The 17,887-nt window shown below is 62.4% G+C and carries 20 protein-coding genes; 9 read left to right on the forward strand and 11 right to left on the reverse strand.

All coding sequences use genetic code 11. The features are described from left to right. Positions 1-50: 50 nt before the first annotated feature. Positions 51-1,571: a threonine ammonia-lyase, biosynthetic gene (gene ilvA, locus LIX93_RS13550; protein ID WP_226504898.1), complete on the reverse strand. Its 1,521-nt coding sequence runs from the start codon at positions 1,569-1,571 to the stop codon at positions 51-53. Between the two features lie 343 nt (positions 1,572-1,914). Between ilvA and LIX93_RS13555 the strand changes: the two genes are divergently transcribed. The 3 genes from LIX93_RS13555 to LIX93_RS13565 all read left to right on the forward strand — a co-directional run bounded on the left by LIX93_RS13555 (position 1,915) and on the right by LIX93_RS13565 (position 3,311). Further along, complete coding sequence (locus LIX93_RS13555; RefSeq protein WP_226504566.1) at positions 1,915-2,241, forward strand: hypothetical protein; 327 nt, start codon at positions 1,915-1,917, stop codon at positions 2,239-2,241. 17 nt (positions 2,242-2,258) lie between these two features. Further along, a complete protein-coding gene (locus LIX93_RS13560) occupies positions 2,259-2,507 on the forward strand; it encodes a hypothetical protein (protein ID WP_226504567.1) in 249 nt (82 codons plus the stop codon). 216 nt (positions 2,508-2,723) lie between these two features. Next, positions 2,724-3,311, forward strand: a complete 588-nt coding sequence (locus LIX93_RS13565) for a LysE family translocator (protein WP_226504568.1) — start codon at positions 2,724-2,726, stop codon at positions 3,309-3,311. 59 nt (positions 3,312-3,370) lie between these two features. Here LIX93_RS13565 and LIX93_RS13570 read toward each other — a convergent pair whose 3' ends face one another. The 4 genes from LIX93_RS13570 to LIX93_RS13585 are packed head-to-tail and all read right to left on the reverse strand — an operon-like array spanning position 3,371 to position 7,129. Next, the gene (locus tag LIX93_RS13570; protein WP_226504569.1) at positions 3,371-4,216 is read right to left on the reverse strand and encodes an AraC family transcriptional regulator; all 846 of its coding nucleotides are present in this window, start codon (positions 4,214-4,216) and stop codon (positions 3,371-3,373) included. A 48-nt stretch (positions 4,217-4,264) separates the two neighbouring features. Continuing rightward, positions 4,265-5,683, reverse strand: coding sequence for a TIGR00366 family protein (locus LIX93_RS13575; RefSeq protein ID WP_226504570.1), 1,419 nt, complete (start codon positions 5,681-5,683; stop codon positions 4,265-4,267). Positions 5,684-5,743: 60 nt separating this feature from the next. After that, the gene (locus tag LIX93_RS13580; RefSeq protein WP_226504571.1) at positions 5,744-6,400 is read right to left on the reverse strand and encodes a CoA transferase subunit B; all 657 of its coding nucleotides are present in this window, start codon (positions 6,398-6,400) and stop codon (positions 5,744-5,746) included. Between the two features lie 30 nt (positions 6,401-6,430). Further along, positions 6,431-7,129: a CoA transferase subunit A gene (locus LIX93_RS13585; RefSeq protein ID WP_226504572.1), complete on the reverse strand. Its 699-nt coding sequence runs from the start codon at positions 7,127-7,129 to the stop codon at positions 6,431-6,433. A 160-nt stretch (positions 7,130-7,289) separates the two neighbouring features. Here LIX93_RS13585 and LIX93_RS13590 point away from each other — a divergent pair, with 160 nt between their 5' ends. Then, a complete protein-coding gene (locus LIX93_RS13590) occupies positions 7,290-8,174 on the forward strand; it encodes a LysR family transcriptional regulator (protein WP_226504573.1) in 885 nt (294 codons plus the stop codon). Between the two features lie 76 nt (positions 8,175-8,250). Then, positions 8,251-9,072: an aldo/keto reductase gene (locus tag LIX93_RS13595; protein ID WP_226504574.1), complete on the forward strand. Its 822-nt coding sequence runs from the start codon at positions 8,251-8,253 to the stop codon at positions 9,070-9,072. Between the two features lie 14 nt (positions 9,073-9,086). Here LIX93_RS13595 and LIX93_RS13600 read toward each other — a convergent pair whose 3' ends face one another. Continuing rightward, positions 9,087-9,692: a LysE family translocator gene (locus tag LIX93_RS13600; RefSeq protein ID WP_226504575.1), complete on the reverse strand. Its 606-nt coding sequence runs from the start codon at positions 9,690-9,692 to the stop codon at positions 9,087-9,089. 367 nt (positions 9,693-10,059) lie between these two features. On the opposite strand from LIX93_RS13600, the gene LIX93_RS13605 reads away from it, so the two are divergent. Further along, positions 10,060-11,061: a spermidine/putrescine ABC transporter substrate-binding protein gene (locus tag LIX93_RS13605; RefSeq protein ID WP_226504576.1), complete on the forward strand. Its 1,002-nt coding sequence runs from the start codon at positions 10,060-10,062 to the stop codon at positions 11,059-11,061. Here the strand turns inward: LIX93_RS13605 and LIX93_RS13610 are convergent, their stop codons facing one another. The 4 genes from LIX93_RS13610 to LIX93_RS13625 all read right to left on the reverse strand — a co-directional run bounded on the left by LIX93_RS13610 (position 11,062) and on the right by LIX93_RS13625 (position 14,484). Further along, a complete protein-coding gene (locus LIX93_RS13610) occupies positions 11,062-11,469 on the reverse strand; it encodes a response regulator (protein ID WP_226504577.1) in 408 nt (135 codons plus the stop codon). It abuts the gene before it with no gap. Between the two features lie 131 nt (positions 11,470-11,600). Next, a complete protein-coding gene (locus LIX93_RS13615) occupies positions 11,601-12,272 on the reverse strand; it encodes a class I SAM-dependent methyltransferase (RefSeq protein WP_226504578.1) in 672 nt (223 codons plus the stop codon). A gap of 107 nt (positions 12,273-12,379) precedes the next feature. Next, positions 12,380-13,678, reverse strand: a complete 1,299-nt coding sequence (locus LIX93_RS13620) for a HAMP domain-containing sensor histidine kinase (protein ID WP_226504579.1) — start codon at positions 13,676-13,678, stop codon at positions 12,380-12,382. 104 nt (positions 13,679-13,782) lie between these two features. After that, on the reverse strand, positions 13,783-14,484 hold the full coding sequence (locus tag LIX93_RS13625; RefSeq protein WP_226504580.1) for a response regulator transcription factor: 702 nt from the start codon (positions 14,482-14,484) through the stop codon (positions 13,783-13,785). A gap of 130 nt (positions 14,485-14,614) precedes the next feature. On the opposite strand from LIX93_RS13625, the gene LIX93_RS13630 reads away from it, so the two are divergent. From LIX93_RS13630 to LIX93_RS13640, 3 genes are all read left to right on the forward strand, one after another. Further along, on the forward strand, positions 14,615-15,307 hold the full coding sequence (locus LIX93_RS13630; protein WP_226504581.1) for a response regulator transcription factor: 693 nt from the start codon (positions 14,615-14,617) through the stop codon (positions 15,305-15,307). Continuing rightward, on the forward strand, positions 15,285-16,652 hold the full coding sequence (locus tag LIX93_RS13635) for a HAMP domain-containing sensor histidine kinase (RefSeq protein WP_226504582.1): 1,368 nt from the start codon (positions 15,285-15,287) through the stop codon (positions 16,650-16,652). Before LIX93_RS13630 ends, LIX93_RS13635 begins: the two co-directional genes overlap by 23 nt. 291 nt (positions 16,653-16,943) lie before the next feature. Then, positions 16,944-17,300, forward strand: a complete 357-nt coding sequence (locus LIX93_RS13640; protein WP_226504583.1) for an NUDIX domain-containing protein — start codon at positions 16,944-16,946, stop codon at positions 17,298-17,300. A 60-nt stretch (positions 17,301-17,360) separates the two neighbouring features. On the opposite strand, the gene LIX93_RS13645 is transcribed toward LIX93_RS13640, so the two are convergent. After that, entirely contained in the window at positions 17,361-17,675 is a 315-nt protein-coding gene (locus tag LIX93_RS13645; protein WP_226504584.1) for an EthD family reductase, read from the reverse strand. Positions 17,676-17,887 lie beyond the last annotated feature (212 nt).

The raw sequence follows: 17,887 nt of genomic DNA on the forward strand, positions 1-17,887 counted from the left end.
TGCCTGCGAGACCGTTAAAGGCTTTGCAGGCAGAGCCGCTCTCACAGGCATCAGCTGAGAAACATCCGATACGCCGGGTTATCGCTCTCATCCCAATAGCGATAACCCAGTTGGCTCAGCGCCTGCAGCAATTGCCCCCGCGCCCCGGGCGCCACCTGTAACGCCACCAACACCCGCGCATCCGCCGAACCATGATTGCGATAGTGGAACAGGCTGATATTCCAGCGCTCGCCCAATGCCTGCAAGAACGTCAGCAAAGCCCCCGGCCGCTCGGCGAATTCGAAGCGCAGCAAACACTCCTCACCGTTGTGCAGGGCGTGGCCACCCACCGTATGGCGCAGGTGCGCCTTGGCCAGCTCGTCGTCGGTCATGTCCAGCACCGCAAAGCCCTGCTGGCCGAGGCTCTTGAGCAACTGCGCGCGGGGATCGTGCTGGGGGTGGGTCTGCACGCCGACGAACAGATGCGCGGCGCGATCACTGTGATAACGGTAATTGAACTCGGTGATCTGGCGTTTGCCCAACGCTTGGCAGAAGCGCTGGAAGCTGCCGGGGCGCTCGGGGATGGTCACGGCGATGATCGCCTCGCGCTGTTCGCCCACTTCGGCCCGTTCGGCCACATGCCGCAGGCGATCGAAATTGACGTTGGCGCCGGAATCGATAGCCACCAGCGTCCGGCCGGTTACCCCGTAACGCGCCACATAACGCTTGATGCCGGCCACACCCAGCGCGCCTGACGGCTCGGTGATCGAGCGGGTATCGTCATAGATGTCCTTGATGGCCGCGCACAGTTCATCGCTGCTGACCGTGATCACTTCATCCACCAGATGCCGACACAGCGCGAACGGGTGCTCGCCGATCTGCGCCACTGCCACGCCATCGGCAAAGCTGCCGACCTGAGGCAACACCACCCGCTCCCCTGCCGCCATCGCCATCTGCAGGCAATTGGAATCATGGGGCTCGACCCCGATCACTTTGACCTCCGGACGCAGATACTTGACGTACGCGGCGATGCCCGCGATCAAGCCGCCGCCACCCACCGGCACGAAGATCGCGTCCAGCGCGCCAGGCTGCTGGCGCAGGATCTCCATGGCCACGGTGCCCTGGCCGGCAATCACGTCGGCGTCATCGAAGGGCGCGACAAAGGTGTAGCCCTGTTCCGCCAGTTTGAGCGCGTGGGCCAACGCCTGAGGGAAGGCATCGCCTTCGAGCACCACTTGGCCACCGCGTGAACGCACGCCTTCGATCTTGAGCGATGGCGTGGTGGTGGGCATGACGATGATCGCCTCGATACCTAGCTCCCGTGCCGCGAGCGCCACGCCCTGGGCATGGTTACCGGCCGACGCAGTGACCACACCCTGCGCGCACTGCTCGGCGGTCAGTTGCGCCAACTTGTTGTAGGCGCCGCGAATCTTGAAGGAAAACGTGGGCTGCAGGTCTTCGCGCTTGAGCAGCACCTGATTGCCCAGACGTTCAGACAGCGCCGGGGCGGCGTGCAGCGGCGTTTGCACGGCAACGTCATAGACGGGCGCGGCGAGGGTTTTTTTCACGTATTCGGCAAGCAGCGGTGCCAGCGCCGCGGCCGGCACCAGCGCCGGGCGAAAAAGCGGCTGGGATGGCGTCTGGGTGGCGTCTGTGCGGGTGGCGAGGGTGGGCATGCAGGTCTCCGGGTTTCGGTACGCCCAGAGACAGAGAAAAAACCCGCCTCTTGGGCGGGTTGGGTGCAGATGAGCGCTAGCCCGCCAAGTGAGGAATGGCGGTAATAATAATGCTGGCGGCAAACATCGGCGTGTTCAGGTTCATGGCAGGGAAACTAACCCGCCGTATGGGCAGTCGTCAACCACTCGTCGCCTCAATGGCACCTGCGACGCGCGGCGGCAGCCCAACTGCAAGAGACCCTAATAACGGAGATCGACCATGATACGCACTTCGTTCACTGCCCTGACCTTCGCCCTGGTGATGGCGGGCTGCAGCATCGGCGCCCAGGCCGACGACAGCACCGGCCCGACCAATCCGGCGCCCAAGGGCACCAATCCGTCCACTGTCGGTGTGCCTGCCGGTACCAGCCAGGGCATGCCTAACGGTAATACTGATGGTTCGGCGACTACCGGCTCGGCCGGCAGCAGCGGTGCCAACATCACCCCGCAGAAATCCGGCAATCCGGAGGGCAGTTCGATGGGTGGCCAGACGAACAAAGCCAACAGCGCCGGCGATGATGACGACGACGATGACGACGCCAAATAACCGCACGGGAGATCAGCATGAGCACTCAAACGCCAACTCCGAATGAAGACACGCCACGTACGCCCTCCGATCCAGCGGCTGGGCGTAACGACCCGGCGATCGACCCGGATGGCAAGCTGCCTGAGGGTAGCGAGACCACCAGTGGCGCGGGCGACGACAAGGCCAAGGATAATGCCTTCAGCCCAGATTTCGCACCTGAACCCGATCCGGACAAGAGTAAGCCGGGTGTCGCCAAGGATGCCGATATCGATACAGACGGCGGTTAGCCCCAGCCCCCCCGGCTGTGCCCCCAGACCCTGTAGGGAGGGGGCAGCACCTGCGGCGCCGAAAAATCTTCGCCCCACCGGGAATTGCAGGGCGGCAGGGATTTTTCGGGTGTAGCCCCCGTTGCCACACTCTCAGGCACGTCAATTTCCTTCAATACTGCTCTCCTCTCACCTCGCTAAGGTCAGTCCTCCTCTGGCTATCTGGCGATCCCCCGCATGACTCTGTTGCTCTCGATGGCCGCCTTCGCGCTGGTCTCGTCCATCACCCCTGGCCCCGTCAATCTAGTCGCGCTCGGCAGCGGCGCTCGCCACGGCCTGCGCGCCACACTGGCGCATATCACCGGCGCCACGGCCGGGTTCACCTTGCTCTTGGTACTGATAGGTATGGGGCTGTACGAGGTACTCATCCGCTGGCCATTGCTGACTACCGGCATTCGCCTGGCCGGCGTGCTCTACCTGCTCTACCTGGCCTGGAGACTCGCCACTGACAACGGCCGGCTGCAGGCGCAAGGCACCTCGCCGCGCCCTACCTTGCTAGGCGGCGCAGCCATGCAATGGCTCAACCCCAAGGCCTGGCTGGCCAGCGTGGCGGGCATGGGCGCCTTCGCCGCCGATGGCGACAGTGGTACGGTGAGCCGCTTTGCGTTGATCTACTTTGTGGTGTGCTTTGCCTCGATCGCCTGCTGGGCGGTGGCCGGCACCTACCTGCAGCGTCACCTCGACAAGGCGGCGGGTGTGCGCCTGTTCAATCGGGTGATGGCGGTGCTGCTGACGCTGTGTGCGGCGGGGTTGCTGGTGGAGTAGCAGGCGTCCAGTGACAGTGTCGCTGGGTTTCAAGGTCTGTTCACCGCCAACATCGTCCCTCACCGTCCCTGCCGATAATGCCCAGGCGTCGTCGCCAGGCTGCGCTTGAACAACCGCTGCAAGTGCGCCTGGTCGGCAAACCCCGCGGCCTGCGCCGCGTCGGCAATCGCCACGCCATCGCGCAACTGCCGGCGCGCGTGCTGCAGGCGTGCATCGTTGAGCCAGGCATGGGGCGTCATGCCGTAGCGTTGCTTGAAGGCGCGAATCAGGTACGACGGCGACAGCCCCGCCACCTCGCTCATCTGCTCCAGGGTCAATGCCTCGGTGCACCGCGCGCGAATCAAGTCGACTACTCGCTGCAACCGCACACTACCGTCTTGCATCGTGTCATCCACCACGGCGAGCGTGCGCAGCATGACGGTAAAGAATTCCACCGCCATGCGCTCCTTCTCGGCATGGCTGCAGCCGGCGTCGACCAGGCAGGCGTACAGGTCCACCACCCCATCGAACAAAGCCCGATCGCTGGACAGCAACGGCGCCAGCGGCACCCAGTGCGTGCCATCGCCTATGCCCATGCGCCCCTGCAATGCCGCCAGCCAAGGGGTATCGACGTAGAGCATGTGATACGCCCAGGGCTGGTCATCGAGCGGATTACAGGCATGAGCGGCGCCGGGGTTCATCAACACCACGGTGCCCGCCTGGATGTCGCAGCGCAGGTCGCCATTGAGATAGGTGCTCTGCCCGGCTGTGACTGCGCCAATCGAGAAACTCTCGTGGGCATGCAGGGCATGGCTGATCCAGCGGCCGTCGCTGACGTCCCGCGCCTCGATAAACGGCAGCGCCGGGTCACGCCAGAAACGCGAAACAGCCTCGGCTTTCAGCGAGGCAGGCACGAACACGGACATGGCAGTTCCATCCCTAGGACACAGTGCCCAAAGCTTACCCCATCGCCGTCACGGTGACACCGGCGGCACGTAGGCCAACGTCGACCCCAGCGCCCACAGCAGGAACAGCACCAGCGGCGCGTGCACCAGCAGCTGGACGAACGAAAAACCGATCAAGTCCCGCGCCTTGAGCCCCAGCACACCCAGCAGCGGCAGCATATAGAACGGGTTGATCAGGTTGGGCAATGCCTCCGCGGCGTTGTAGATCTGCACCGCCCAGCCCAGGTGATATTGCAGATCCTTGGCCACTTGCATCACATAGGGCGCCTCGATGATCCATTTACCGCCACCGGACGGGATGAAAAAGCCCAGCACCGCCGAGTAGATGCCCATCAGCAAGGCGTAAGTATCGTGGGAGGCGATCTGTACGAAAAAGCTCGAAATGTGATGCGCCAAGGTCTGCCCGTCGCCGCCCTTGACCGTGGTCATGATCGCCGCGATCGAGCCGTACAACGGAAACTGGATCAACACCCCGGTGGTGGTCGGCACCGCACGCGCTACCGCATCGAGGAAGCTGCGCGGCCGCCAATGCAACAACGCCCCCAGCATGATGAATAGAAAGTTGTAGGTGTTGAGGCCCGAGATCGCGGTGATTGCCGGTTTGCTCGAGAACTCGTGGTAGAGCCATCCCGCCGCCATTAGCACCAGCAACAGGGTCAGCAGCGGGCTGTATTCCAGCCATTCGCCAGGGCGTGTGCGCGGCGTGATCGAGGCCACACTCACACCAGGATCGATACCGCAGGCCTTGGCGTCACGGGCACTCTGCGGCCCAGGTGCGGTGGCATAGGCGACCACCAGCGAAACCACCACCAGCACCAGCAGCATGGCCGCCGATTGCCAGAGGAAGATGGTCTGGGTGAACGGGATGACGCCGGTGATCGACAGGATCGACGGCGGCAAGCTCGCCGGGTTGGCCTGCAGCTGCGCGGCCGAAGACGACAGCCCCAGCGCCCAGACTGCGCCCAACCCCAGATAGGCTGCTGCACCGGCGGCGCGATAGTCCATTTTCAAATCGGTGCGGCGAGCCAGCGCCCGCACCAGCAAGCCGCCGAACACCAGCGACAGGCCCCAGTTGAGCAAGGAGGCGACCATCGAAATCACCGCCACCCACGCCACTGCCGAGCGGCCGTTGCGCGGCAGACGCGCGAGCTTGTCGATCAACCGCGCGGCGGGTGGTGAGCTGGCCACCACATAACCGCCAATTACCACAAAGGCCATCTGCAGGGTGAAGATGATCAGGCTCCAGTAGCCGTCACCAAAGGCCGTGGCCGTGGCGGTCGGCGTGCCACCGATGGCCAGGGCGCTGATGGCTACCACCAGCACCGCGACGGCGGCGAAGATATAGGAATCGGGAAACCAGCGTTCCGCCCAGTTGGAACAACGCAGGGCGAACAGGGCGTAACGGCTTTCCTGCAATGAAGCGGCCATCGGGTCATACCTTCGTTGGAATTATTATGGGTACAGCGAGTAAAGCCAGACAGCGTCCCGCTAAAACGTCATTTCCGGCACATGCTCCGGCACGATCAGCTTGCCGGCAGTCTTGGCGACTATCTCCTCGACACTGACCCCCGGCGCCCGCTCGCGCAGAATGAACGCACCGTCTTCGATCTCCAGATAGGCCAGGTCGGTCAGCACCTTGCGAATGCACCCGGCACCCGTCAGCGGCAGGCTGCATCGGCTGAGCAACTTGGACTCGCCATCCTTGGAGGCATGGGTCATGGTGACGATGATGTTATCGGCACCGGCCACCAGATCCATGGCGCCGCCCATGCCCTTGATCAGCTTGCCGGGTATCATCCAGGACGCGATATTGCCCTGCACGTCTACCTCGAAGGCGCCGAGCACGGTGAGGTCGACATGGCCGCCCCTGATCATCGCGAATGACTGCGCCGAATCGAAGATCGATGCACCTTTGCGCGCGGTGACCGTCTGCTTGCCGGCGTTGATCATGTCGGCGTCAATGGTCTGCTCGGTCGGGAACTCGCCCATGCCCAGCAGGCCGTTCTCCGACTGCAGCATGACGTCGATGCCCTCGGGCACATAATTGGCCACCAGGGTCGGAATACCGATGCCCAGGTTCACGTAATAACCGTCCTTGAGCTCGCGCGCCACACGCTGAGCCATCTGTTCGCGGGACAATGCCATGATGAAACCTCTTGTTGTCGTAGGCGGCGATCAGGCCTTGAGAGTACGTTTTTCGATGCGCTTCTCGAAGGTGCCGAGGATCACCCGATCGACGAAGATGCCTGGCGTATGGATCTGACTGGGCTCGAGTTCGCCGGGCTCGACGATCTCTTCGACTTCAACCACGGTGATCCGACCCGCGCTGGCCGCCAGCGGATTGAAGTTCTGCGCCGTGTGGCGGTACACCACGTTGCCGAAATGGTCGGCCTTCCAGCCCTTGACGATGGCAAAGTCGCCGATGATGGCTTCTTCGAGAATGTAGTGGCGACCGTTGAACTCGCGTACTTCCTTGCCGTCGGCCACCGGTGTGCCGTAGCCGGTGGCGGTGAAGAAGGCCGGGATACCGGCACCGCCGGCGCGCATCTTTTCCGCAAGGCTGCCTTGGGGGGTCAGCTCGACTTCCAGCTCGCCGTCGAGCAGCTGGCGCTCGAACAGCGCGTTCTCGCCTACATAGGAGGCAATCATCTTGCGGATCTGCCGGTCTTCCAGCAACACGCCAAGGCCGAAGCCGTCGACGCCGCAGTTGTTGGAGACCACGGTCAGGCCGCGCACGCCCTTGCGCTTGATCTCGGCGATGAGGTTTTCCGGGATGCCGCACAGGCCGAAGCCGCCGGACAGCACCGTCATGTTGTCGGTCAGGCCTTCCAGGGCTTGTTCGAGGGTTGCGACACGTTTGTCGAGTCCCGCCATGCTAAATCCGCCTTTTTGTCGTTATAGAGTCGGCCGCAGGTCGTCGGGGACCCGCGTCATAGAGCGTAGGGCTATATTCCCCTGCGCGCAGTCATTTGATAATTTTGTTTTTCTGATAGATTCATTTAAATACCTTATCAATAATTCATCGAGGCCACCCGTGAACCTCAAGCAATTGCGCGCCTTTCTGGCCGTGGCCCAGCACCTCAGCTTCGTGCAAGCCGGCGAACGCCTGCATTTGTCGCAGCCGGCCCTGAGCCTGGCGATCAAGAGCCTGGAGGATGATCTCGGCGGCGCGCTGCTGACCCGCACTACCCGTAGCGTCGCCCTCACACCCGAGGGAGAAACCCTGCTGCCCTTGGCGCGGCAACTGCTGGCCGACTGGGACAACACCGAGGAACTGCTGCGCCAGCATTTCACCTTGCAGCTGGGCAAGGTGTCGATCGCGGCCATGCCCTCCTTTGCCGGTAACCGCCTGCCCGAGGCACTCAAGCGATTTCGCGACCGTCACCCCAAGGTCAATGTCGCCGTGCACGACGTGATCAATGAACAGGTGCTGGAAATGGTCCGTCACCGCCGGGTCGAACTGGGCATCGGTTTCGAACCTGAATCCACCCAGTCGCTGGTGTTCATACCCTTCTATACCGACCGCTTCGTCGCGGTAGTACCAGCGGATTCGGCGCTGAGCGAGCGGCCACAGGTGACCTGGGCAGAACTGCTCGCGCACGATTTCATCACCCTGCAGCGGCCATCGGCGGTACGCTTGCTGCTGGAGGCCGACCTGCACGAGCAACATGGCAAGCTGGCGGTCGCCTTTGAAAGCCATCAACTGAGCACGGTCGGGCGCATGGTCGCCTGTGGCCTGGGGGTCAGCGCCGTGCCCTCGCTGTGCATCGAGCAGATGCAGGAACTCGGCGCCCGCTGCGTACCCCTTGAAGCCCCGCGCATCGAACGCCGCATTGGCCTGATGCACCTGGCCGATCACAAACTGTCCGCCGCCGCCCAAGCGCTGCAAGAGGTGCTGATCGCTTGCGCATCGGGCTGAACCCGCCCACGCTGCGGCTGCCCAATACAGGAACATTCAATTCGCCACTCATTTGCCAAACGGCAGGAGAACACTGATGAGAACCCTGCAACTCGCCGGCCAATCCGTCCCCGTCATCGGCCAGGGCACCTGGCGCATGGGAGAAGACCCCAGCCAGCGCGCCCAGGAAGTCCGTGCACTGCAACAAGGCCTGGAGCACGGTCTGAGCCTGATCGACACCGCTGAAATGTACGGCGAAGGCGGCGCCGAAGAAGTGGTCGGCCAGGCCATTCGCGGCCAGCGCGACAAGGTCTTTCTGGTCAGCAAGGTGTACCCCCACAACGGCAGCCGCCGAGGCGTGCGCGACGCTTGCGAGCGCAGCCTCAAGCGCCTGGGCACCGAGCACATCGAACTGTATCTGCTGCATTGGCCCGGCAGTGAACCGCTGGAAGAAACGGTCGCAGGCTTCGAATCACTGGTGGCCGACGGCAAGATCGGCCGTTGGGGGGTGTCGAACTTCGACGTTGCCGATATGGAGGAACTGGCCGACACCCGCTGCGCCACCAATCAGGTGCTTTACAACCCGCAAGCCCGCGGCATCGAGTTCGACCTGCTGCCTTGGGCGCAAAAGGCGCAACTGCCGATAATGGCCTACTGCCCGATCGCGCAGGGCGGCGGCGTGTTGCAGCATCCGGCCCTACGCCAGGTCGCCGAGCGCCACCGCATCACCCCGGCCCAGGCGTGCCTGGCCTGGGTGTTACGCCATCCTGGGATGATCGCGATCCCCAAGGCCAGCAGCAGCGCCCATATCACCGAAAACGCCGCTGCAGCGGATCTGCATCTGGACGCCGAAGACTTCGCCTTGATCGACGCGGCGTTCGCGGCGCCCAAGCGCAAGCAGCGCCTATCGATGGTGTAGAACCACGCCCCGGCCTACTTCAACAGCGGATACAACGACGCCACCAGCAGCGCCGCCATCAGGCCATTGAACAGCATCAGCCAGCGGCGCTCCTGCAACACTCGGCGCAAAGCGGTGCCGCAGCCCACCCAGACGCACACGCTGGGCAGGTTGACGACCGCGAACACCAGCGCCACTACAAACACATTAGCGATGTAACCATCGGCCGGCGTGTAGGTGGTAATGGCGCCGATCGCCATGACCCAGGCCTTGGGATTGACCCACTGGAAGGCCGCAGCCGCCAAAAAACTCATGGGCTGGCGCTCGCCGGTGCTACCGTCCGTGCTAATGGGCCCCGACGTGGCGATCCGATAGGCCAGATACAACAGGTACGCGGCCCCGGCGTAGCGCAATACTGTGTACGCCACGGGCACCGCCTTGAAGACTGCCCCCAGACCCAGCCCCACCGCGAGTACCATCACCATGAAACCGATGCTCACCCCGAGGGCGTGGGGGATGCTGCGGCGAAAACCAAAGTTGACCCCCGATGCCAGCAGCAGGGTGTTGTTCGGGCCCGGCGTGATCGAAGAAACGAACGCGAAAAGAGTAAAGGCAGCCAGCAGATCCACGGTAAACGACATCGCTACACATCCATGCTCAGGTTTCTGGTTATGCACTCACGGTAGCCATTCCGAGGCGCCAGAAACCCATACAGTCGAAACAAATTGTTACATCACACTTCGCTGTACTGGCACAGGCGCAATCCATCCTCGCGCAGCGGCGCGATCAGCCCGTAGCGTCTATGCTGCAACGCAACAGCAGTTCTCTTCGTCGGTGCACCTTGGGTGCCCCTACAGAAGCAACTTCCGGGGCCGATAGGATCGGTACCGCTTGAGGCTTTCGCCGCCGCCGGGAAAGTAGAGCCAATAAGACCATTTGTCGTACAGGGAAGCCGTAGACATGAAAAAAGCCAGCAGTCGCTTTGCCCGTCTTTCTCTTGCAATGCTGATGAGCGCCCCCCTCGCTCACGCCGCCGACCTGGTAGTTTCCAACTGGGATGGTTACATGGCCCCGGAGACCACCGACAACTTCGAAAAACTCACCGGTGCCAAGGTCATTACCGATATCCATGCCACCAACGAGGAAATCCTCGCCAAGGTACTGGCTAACGGCGGTGAAGGCTTCGACGTACTCTTCGTTTCCTCGCCCGCCGCGGAGATCCTGCACAAAAAAGGCCTGCTGGCTGAGATCGATCCCACCAAGGTACCCAACCTCAAGAATCTCTACCCCGAGGCCACACGCCTCGAGTATGACCCTGGCAATCACTTCTCTGTGCCCTACGCCTGGGGCACCACCGGCATCTGCTACCGCGCTGACAAAGTGTCACCCGCGCCCGACAGCTGGAAACAACTGCTCAATCCCAGCGACGCACTCAAGGGCAAGGTGACCTTGCTGAGTACCGAGCGCTGGCTGATGGCGGCGGGTTTTCTGGCTAACGGGTGGGATGTGAACGACAGCAATCCGGCGCATATCAAAGCGGTGCGCGATCAATTGCTGAAAGCGCGCACGCGCATTCTGGGCTTCGATGACACCACCTTTCACGCCAAACTGGTGTCCGGCGAAACCTACATGGCCCATGCGTTCGATGGCTGGTGCAACTACGGCACGGCGGAAAATCCCGACGTCAAGTTCGTAGTGCCCAAAGAGGGTTCCGACCTGTGGGTCGACACCATGGTGATCTTGAAGAACTCGAAGAATATCGATAAGGCCCAGGCCTTCGTCAACTTCATCCTGACGCCGAAAAATCACGTCTGGGTGGTCGAGAATGTCGACTACAAGATCCCCAACAGGGTCGCGATGGACGGTGTCGATCCGGCGTTGCTGGCCAAGTTTCCCAACTTGACCACAACACCGGCAGAACTTTTGAAGATGCATTTGCTACGCGATGTCAGTGATGCGACGCACCAGGCCTATACCGCAGCGGTGCGGGACGTGGTGACCGCGCCCTGATCAACTGGGATGCTGAATGCCAAGCGCCTTGTCGACTCCGTCGAGCATTTGCCCGATGGTCCAGGGTTTGCGCAGGAAAGTCACCGGATGCACGACCCCGGAGCTTTCCGGCGTTTCATGGCCGGACATTACCAGGATCGGCAACTCGGGCCATTTGTCGTGGCTGACATTGGCGAGCCCGGCACCGTCGATGCTGCCCGGCATGCGAATGTCGGTCAGCAGCAAGTCGAACTCTGCAGAACGTCTATTCAGTTCCTCGAGCGCCAAGTCTGCATTTTCCACCGCAAAGGTAGAAAACTTCTCCAACTCCAGCATCTCGCACACGAAGTCCCGAATGATCGGCTCGTCTTCAACGACCAATACCAATCCCCGGTGTTCGGGGGAGCGTTCCTTCAAGATTGCATTCACGTTCAGTTACCCGTAGTCAGTGGCGCCATCGAGCATTTTCAACAGCCTGTGCAAGATGTGAGCGACTAAGAGCGACAAGATTCACTTTTGATACAACCGATTGTCTATTTGGCGATGGAAAAACTTGATTTTCAGGCTTTGCACAGGACGTAGACGCGCCACAAGGCGTAAAGCGGGAAGGCATCCAGACGCTCCTGCACGCGAAAACCGGCCTGGCGGAACTCGTCTTCGACCGTGGCACGGGGGATCACGAAACGGTGATGCTCGTCACGCTGCGGGCCCAGCAAGTGTCGGCGCTGCTCCAGACGCTTGCGTTTCCAAGACTTGAAGTTGCCATCGATCCACAGCGACACGATGAGCGTTTCGCGGGTTACACGGTGGAATTCCTTGAGCATTTTCAGGCGTTGTGCGGCATCGCCAACGCGATGCAGCATGCGCATGCTGAAGATGCTGTCGACGGCGTTGTCCGGCAGGTCGATGGCAAACGCCGAGGTCTGCAATGGCCGAATGCGCGCTGCCAGTTCGGCGGGCTGCAGGGCGCTGGCGGCCTCGATGCTGGCCGCCGAGCTGCCGGCAGCGATGATCACGCGGTTGGGTTTTTCGCCGAGCATGGGCCAGAAACGGCCATTACCGCAGGGCAGATCGAGGATCAGCCCCGGATCGCCCGCTCGCGACAGCGCTTTGCGGGCCAGTTGTTCGTCGCGGTGCTGCGACAGTCTGCGTGAGAGCGTTGCCTGATCTTTCATAAAATCGCGCGAGGCATGTTCCTGATCGTTTTGACGAGGTGTGATCGGGCCGCTCATGGCGCTCTCCGGTTATGCATGAGCGATAGATTACCGCGTAAGTTGGCGCAGCATGGCCAACCATTTGTGAAAAAACTGTCATGTTTTCTGGGGCTTGGGCGGTCGGATCAGCCTTTTGCCAATGCCGGCAGATGAACGGCGCCCCATTCCACGCTAAAGCGACAGCCATGGGGCTCACGGCTGGTGAGCGTCACATGCCAACCCTGGCTGTTACAGATCCGCTGCACCAGGGACAAGCCCAGGCCCAGGCCCTCGCCGCGCCGCTCGTCGCCGCGCACGAAAGGCTGGAACATGGCATTGCGTTTTTCCTCGGGGATGCCGATGCCGCTGTCCTCGACCATAAAGCCATGGGGTTGCAGCGTCAGGCGCACGAAGCCCTGGTCAGTGTAATGCCAGGCGTTGCGCAACAGGTTGCCCATCACCGAATACAGACAGGTGTGGTTGAACAGCGTGGGGCTGTCGACTTCGCACTCGTAGGAAAACTCCAGGCCCTTTTCGTTGATCTGCCGTCCCCAGATTTCCACCAGATCGTCGGCCACCTGATGCAGGGTCGCTTGCTGGCCGGAGCCGGCGGCAGGGTCGCTGGCGCGGGCCAATAGCAAAAAGGTTTCGATCAACTGGTGCATTTCGGCACTGGCGCGGGCGATACGTACCACCTGGCGCTGGGCACGAGGATCGATGTCAGGGTTATCGAGCAACGAGGTGCAGGCGTGCTGCAGGCCTTGCAGCGGGGTGCGCAATTCGTGGCTGACGTCGGCGGTGAACTGCTGCTCGCGGCCCAGCGCGGCGCGTAGTTTGCCCAGCGTCTGATCGAAGGCCACCGCCAGCTCGCCCACTTCATCGGCGGCGTAGTCGGTCGACAGCGGCGACGCCAACGCAATGGTTTCGTCGCGCTGACGGATCTGCCGCGCCAGCAGGATCACCGGTGCCATGACTCGCCGGGCGAGCAAACGGCCGAGGACCATCGCCAGCACCACGCTCAGGGCAAAACCGCCGACCACCACGGCAATCAGCAACTGCTCGCGATGCTCGACGCTCTGGCGATCGCGCAACAGCACGTATTTGCGCCCGTCGACCTCGCCGACCATGGCGAAATACGGGTCCTGATTGAACACCGCGTCCTGAAAACCGATCGGCAGCGCGCGCAATTCGTCGGTCAGGGCCAGGTCCCGCGGACCGTTGTCGGCGAAGAACAGCTCGTCCTTCTCCGGGCGATGCACCCAGTCCTGCGCGTTGTCGACCTTGAGCAGGCGATTGAGGTTGCCGCCCATGCTGGCATCGGTCAGGCGGCGCTCGACCACGTGCACGGCGGCCACGATCCCGATAGCGAAAATACCCGCCACCACGGTGCTCATCAGCGCGAAGACAATGACAATGCGCTGCGCCAGGCTTTGTTTGAAATCCATGGTGATTCGGTGTTCCTTATGACAGACCAGAGGCAAAGCGTTGCAGAAGATAACCAGTTGTAGCGTGCAAGTCTTGCGACACGTACAGAAAGTCTCGCGCCTCGCTACGGGGTTGTTGATTTTCCGCCGTCGAAGCAGTAACCCGCGCCCGCTATGGTGCGGATCAACGAATACTCAAAGCCTTCGTCAAGTTTGCGCCGCAAACGGTGGATGTGCTTGTCGATGACGTTGTCATTCGGGTCGAAGGCATAGTTCCACGCGCTGTCGAGCAGCATATCGCGCGTCACCACCTGGCCGCTGTGGCGCATGAGTTTCTCCAACAGCAGGGTCTCGCGATGCTGCAAGGTTATGACTCGGCCCTGACGCGTGGCCACCCGCGTGGCGCAATCCAGGCTCAACTCGCCCACCGTCAGGCGCCGAGGCTGATCCAGCGACTGGCCCTGTTGCTGGCGCCCCCGACACAACGCATCCAGGCGTGCCAGTACCTCGGCGAAGGCATACGGCTTGGCCAGGTAATCGTCACAGCCGGCCCGCAAGCCCTCGACGCGGTCCTGGGTCGAGCCTTGGGCACTGAGCATCAACACCGGCGTCGCCACCCCCTGCTCACGCAACCGCGCGATCACCTGCAGACCGTCGAGCCCCGGCAAGCGCCGATCCACCACCAGCACGTCGTGGATCGCCTCCAGCGCCATGGCCAGCCCGCCGTGGCCATCCACGGCGACATCCACCACATGGCCACCTTCAGTCAACCCGCGCAACAGGTAATGGGCTGTCGGACCATCGTCTTCTATCACCAGCACGCGCAACCCGCACCTCCGCCACCGCGTGGCTAAACTTTTGTTTAGGCGACGACGACATCTGCCACCCCCACCCCGTGGCACACTATGCCATGCAACTTCATTGTTAAAGCGCATCGTCAAGGAGGGGTGCACCGCCATGACCCACGTTCTGGTCGTCGAAGATGACTTCACCACCGCCCGCGAAATCGAGGCCGCCCTGCAGGATCACGGTTTCAGCGTCAGCCAGGTCGACAACGGCCGCGACGCGCTGGTCAGGGCTCTGAGTGAAAGTTTCGACCTCATCGTCCTTGATCGCATGCTCCACGGCGCCCTCGATGGCCTGGCCGTGCTCACCGCCCTGCGCGCTGCCGGGGTGGCCACCCCGGTGCTGATCCTCAGTGCCCTCAGCGCGCTGGACGAACGCGTGCGCGGTCTGCGTGCCGGCGGCGACGACTACCTGACCAAGCCGTTCGAGTTCATCGAGCTCACCGCGCGGTTGGACGCCCTCAACCGCCGCCGCATCGGCCCGCTGGCAACGCACAGTGAAAGCCGCCTGAAAGTCGGCCCGTTGGAGGTCGACCTGCTCAAGCGCAGCGTGCGCCGCGGCGAGCGAGTCATCGAATTGGTCCCGCGCGAGTACGCCCTGCTCGAGCACCTGATGCGCAACCCGGACCAGGTGGTGACCCGCACCATGCTGTTCGAAGCGGTGTGGAATTACAGCTACGACGAACGCACCAACGTCATCGAGGTGCACATCGGCCGCCTGCGCCGCAAGATCGATGCCGAGCAAGAGCCGCCCATGTTGCACACGGTCAGGGGAGCCGGCTATGTACTCCGTGCGCCTGAGTGATATCCCGCGCACCATCAGTTTCCGCACTGGGTTGATGTTCCTGGGCCTGTTCCTGTTCTCCTTTCTGGCGCTGTTCGGCTACATCTACTGGCAGACCACCGTGTACCTGCGCGCCGAAGCCGACGCCGCGCTGCATCGCCAGGCCGACAACCGCAGCCGCCTGAGCAGCGTCGACCGCCTGCAGGAAATCCTCGTGCACAACCGCCAGGACGCCGATCAACGCACCCCGCACTCGCTGTTCGATGCCGAAGGCAACCACTTGGCGGGGGCCGTCAAACAGCTGCCCGACACCAAGGTCTTCGATCGCCCCTCCGACTACAACTGGCACAAGGCCGACGACCGCCACCGCCCGCTGCGCTTCATGCTGCACCGTCTGGACGACGGCAACATCCTCATGGTCGCCCAGGATGCCCACGACATTCATGAATTCAACGAGCTGCTGGTGCGCGCGATGATTTCCGGCGGTGTGCTGTTGCTGCTGGTCGGCCTGGTGGGGTCGATCGCCTTGGGCTATTTCGCCCGTCGCCGCCTCGATTCACTCAGCCACTCGATCAGCGAAATCGTCAAAGGCGACCTGTCACGCCGGCTGCCCACCCGCGGCAACAACGATGACGTCGACCGTATCGCCATGGTGGTCAACGGCATGCTCGACGAGCTCGAACGCCTCATGAGCGAAGTCAAAGGCGTGTGCGACGACATCGCCCACGATCTGCGCACGCCCTTGACCCGGCTGATGGCCGGCCTCGAGCGCGCCCAGCGCCGCGGGGTGACGGCCGACGACTATGCGCGCACCATCGATGCGGCGCTGAGCGAGGCCGGCGCGCTGCTGTCGACCTTCCGCGCACTGCTGCGCATATCCGAGATAGAGGACAGCGCCCGCCGCAGCCACTTCGCACCGGTGGACCTTAATCTTGTCGCTGCGGACGCCGCCGAGTTGTTCGAGCCCCTGGCCGAAGAGCGCGGCATCAGCCTCACCTATGCACCCTCGCCCAACACGCCGATGATCTCCGGCGACGCCCAGCTGTTGTTCGATGCGACCTGCAACCTGCTGGACAACGCCATCAAGTTCTCCCCGGACCAGGGCGCAGTGCACTTGAGCATCAGCGACGGCCCCGAGGGCGTCAGCCTGCACGTCAGCGATAACGGCCCGGGCATTGCCGAGGCCGAGCGCGAGGCCGTGCTGCGCCGCCTGTACCGCGCCGAAGCCAGCCGCCACACCCCTGGCAATGGCCTGGGCTTGAGCATGGTCGCGGCGGTGGCGCGCCTGCATGACATGAGCCTGCGCATCGGCGACGCGCAACCCGGCTGCCTGGTTGAATTGCGGCTCAGGCCTGCACGCGGCTGATCAGCGGCCCCCATCGTCTTGTTGATGGCGCATCAACAGGGTGCAGAACGACCACAACCGGTGCAGCGCCTCGTCGGCCACCGGTCATCGAGCGCGATTACATTGAACGAATCGCCGCCAACCCCTCTCAACCACCTGAATATCGCCGACCGTCACGCTGAAATGAGCGCCTTTTGCCCTACGGAAAGCGCCTGACCGGCCGATCTAGGGTTATGACGTGGGCGATGGCAAGTTTGGCTTGCGCCTTGCATATGACAGATTGATGAAGGTTTTATGACAGCAGGTGCACCCATGAAGCAACGCGCCACTATTCTCTGCAAGCGCGATCAGGAAATCCTCTTTGTGCGCAAGCCCAAGGCCAAGTGGAACCTGCCCGGCGGCAAGGTCGAAGACGGCGAAACCCCCTTCGAAGCCGCATTGCGCGAACTCGCCGAAGAAACCGGCGTACTGGCGCCCAACCTTGACTTCATCGCCCTCTACGAAGGCAACAAGGTGTTGCATCACGTCTTCGCCATCGACGTGCCGAAATCCACCAAGGCCTCGGCGCAGAACGAAATCGCCAACTGCAAATGGCTGACCTGGAAAGAGCTAAACGACCGCGACCTCAATCCGTCGATCAAGGGCCTGGTGAAAGCGCTCGGGCGCTGACCAAGGCGCCCTCCTGGCTGACGACCCAGCCAGCCGGAGTGCACCGGCCCTGACGAGCCCCTACGCCACCACCACCTCACTCATCTGAATCAACGGCACCAGGTCGGTATAGTTCTTGATATCGCCATTGACGATATCGGAGTGTGGCCCCATGCCCGCCTGGAACGATTCCACCGAATCGCAATACAGATGGCAGGCCGCGATGTAGATCGGTGGCTCGCCGGCAATACCGTTGCCCAGGCCCTTCTCGATGCTGTAGCGCAACAGGCTGGCGCCCATGTACTGCTTGACCAGCGGCAAGTGGCTGTCTCGGTAATAGTCGTGGTCGAAACGGGCATCGGCCTGGTAGGGGTACAGCACGCTGACTTTGATCACGAAGCGGGTCCTCGACGTTTAAATTAGCGGCCAGTATGCAGCGACGCCATGCAGCACGCCAACTCCCTCCCCCCATATAGCCAATACATAGACCTGAGCGTAGCCAAATAGCCAATCAGTCTTGCGGCACCGTGCAGCTCATCCCCGCTGCCTTGACGCGTCACAGTGCCACTACTAGATTTGACGTCAACAAACAGTCAAAAAACGCTGTT

The organism is Pseudomonas sp. MWU16-30317 (genome assembly GCF_020515695.1).
Classification (GTDB): domain Bacteria; phylum Pseudomonadota; class Gammaproteobacteria; order Pseudomonadales; family Pseudomonadaceae; genus Aquipseudomonas.

Excerpts from the sequence above, each read along its gene's own strand:
- LIX93_RS13555 (WP_226504566.1), top strand. The coding sequence starts at position 1,915 with ATGATACGCACTTCGTTCACTGCCCTGACCTTCGCCCTGGTGATGGCG.
- LIX93_RS13560 (WP_226504567.1), top strand. The coding sequence starts at position 2,259 with ATGAGCACTCAAACGCCAACTCCGAATGAAGACACGCCACGTACGCCC.
- LIX93_RS13565 (WP_226504568.1), top strand. The coding sequence starts at position 2,724 with ATGACTCTGTTGCTCTCGATGGCCGCCTTCGCGCTGGTCTCGTCCATC.
- LIX93_RS13570 (WP_226504569.1), bottom strand. The coding sequence starts at position 4,216 with ATGTCCGTGTTCGTGCCTGCCTCGCTGAAAGCCGAGGCTGTTTCGCGT.
- LIX93_RS13575 (WP_226504570.1), bottom strand. The coding sequence starts at position 5,683 with ATGGCCGCTTCATTGCAGGAAAGCCGTTACGCCCTGTTCGCCCTGCGT.
- LIX93_RS13580 (WP_226504571.1), bottom strand. The coding sequence starts at position 6,400 with ATGGCATTGTCCCGCGAACAGATGGCTCAGCGTGTGGCGCGCGAGCTC.
- LIX93_RS13585 (WP_226504572.1), bottom strand. The coding sequence starts at position 7,129 with ATGGCGGGACTCGACAAACGTGTCGCAACCCTCGAACAAGCCCTGGAA.
- LIX93_RS13595 (WP_226504574.1), top strand. The coding sequence starts at position 8,251 with ATGAGAACCCTGCAACTCGCCGGCCAATCCGTCCCCGTCATCGGCCAG.
- LIX93_RS13600 (WP_226504575.1), bottom strand. The coding sequence starts at position 9,692 with ATGTCGTTTACCGTGGATCTGCTGGCTGCCTTTACTCTTTTCGCGTTC.
- LIX93_RS13605 (WP_226504576.1), top strand. The coding sequence starts at position 10,060 with ATGAGCGCCCCCCTCGCTCACGCCGCCGACCTGGTAGTTTCCAACTGG.
- LIX93_RS13615 (WP_226504578.1), bottom strand. The coding sequence starts at position 12,272 with ATGAGCGGCCCGATCACACCTCGTCAAAACGATCAGGAACATGCCTCG.
- LIX93_RS13620 (WP_226504579.1), bottom strand. The coding sequence starts at position 13,678 with ATGGATTTCAAACAAAGCCTGGCGCAGCGCATTGTCATTGTCTTCGCG.
- LIX93_RS13630 (WP_226504581.1), top strand. The coding sequence starts at position 14,615 with ATGACCCACGTTCTGGTCGTCGAAGATGACTTCACCACCGCCCGCGAA.
- LIX93_RS13635 (WP_226504582.1), top strand. The coding sequence starts at position 15,285 with ATGTACTCCGTGCGCCTGAGTGATATCCCGCGCACCATCAGTTTCCGC.
- LIX93_RS13640 (WP_226504583.1), top strand. The coding sequence starts at position 16,944 with ATGAAGCAACGCGCCACTATTCTCTGCAAGCGCGATCAGGAAATCCTC.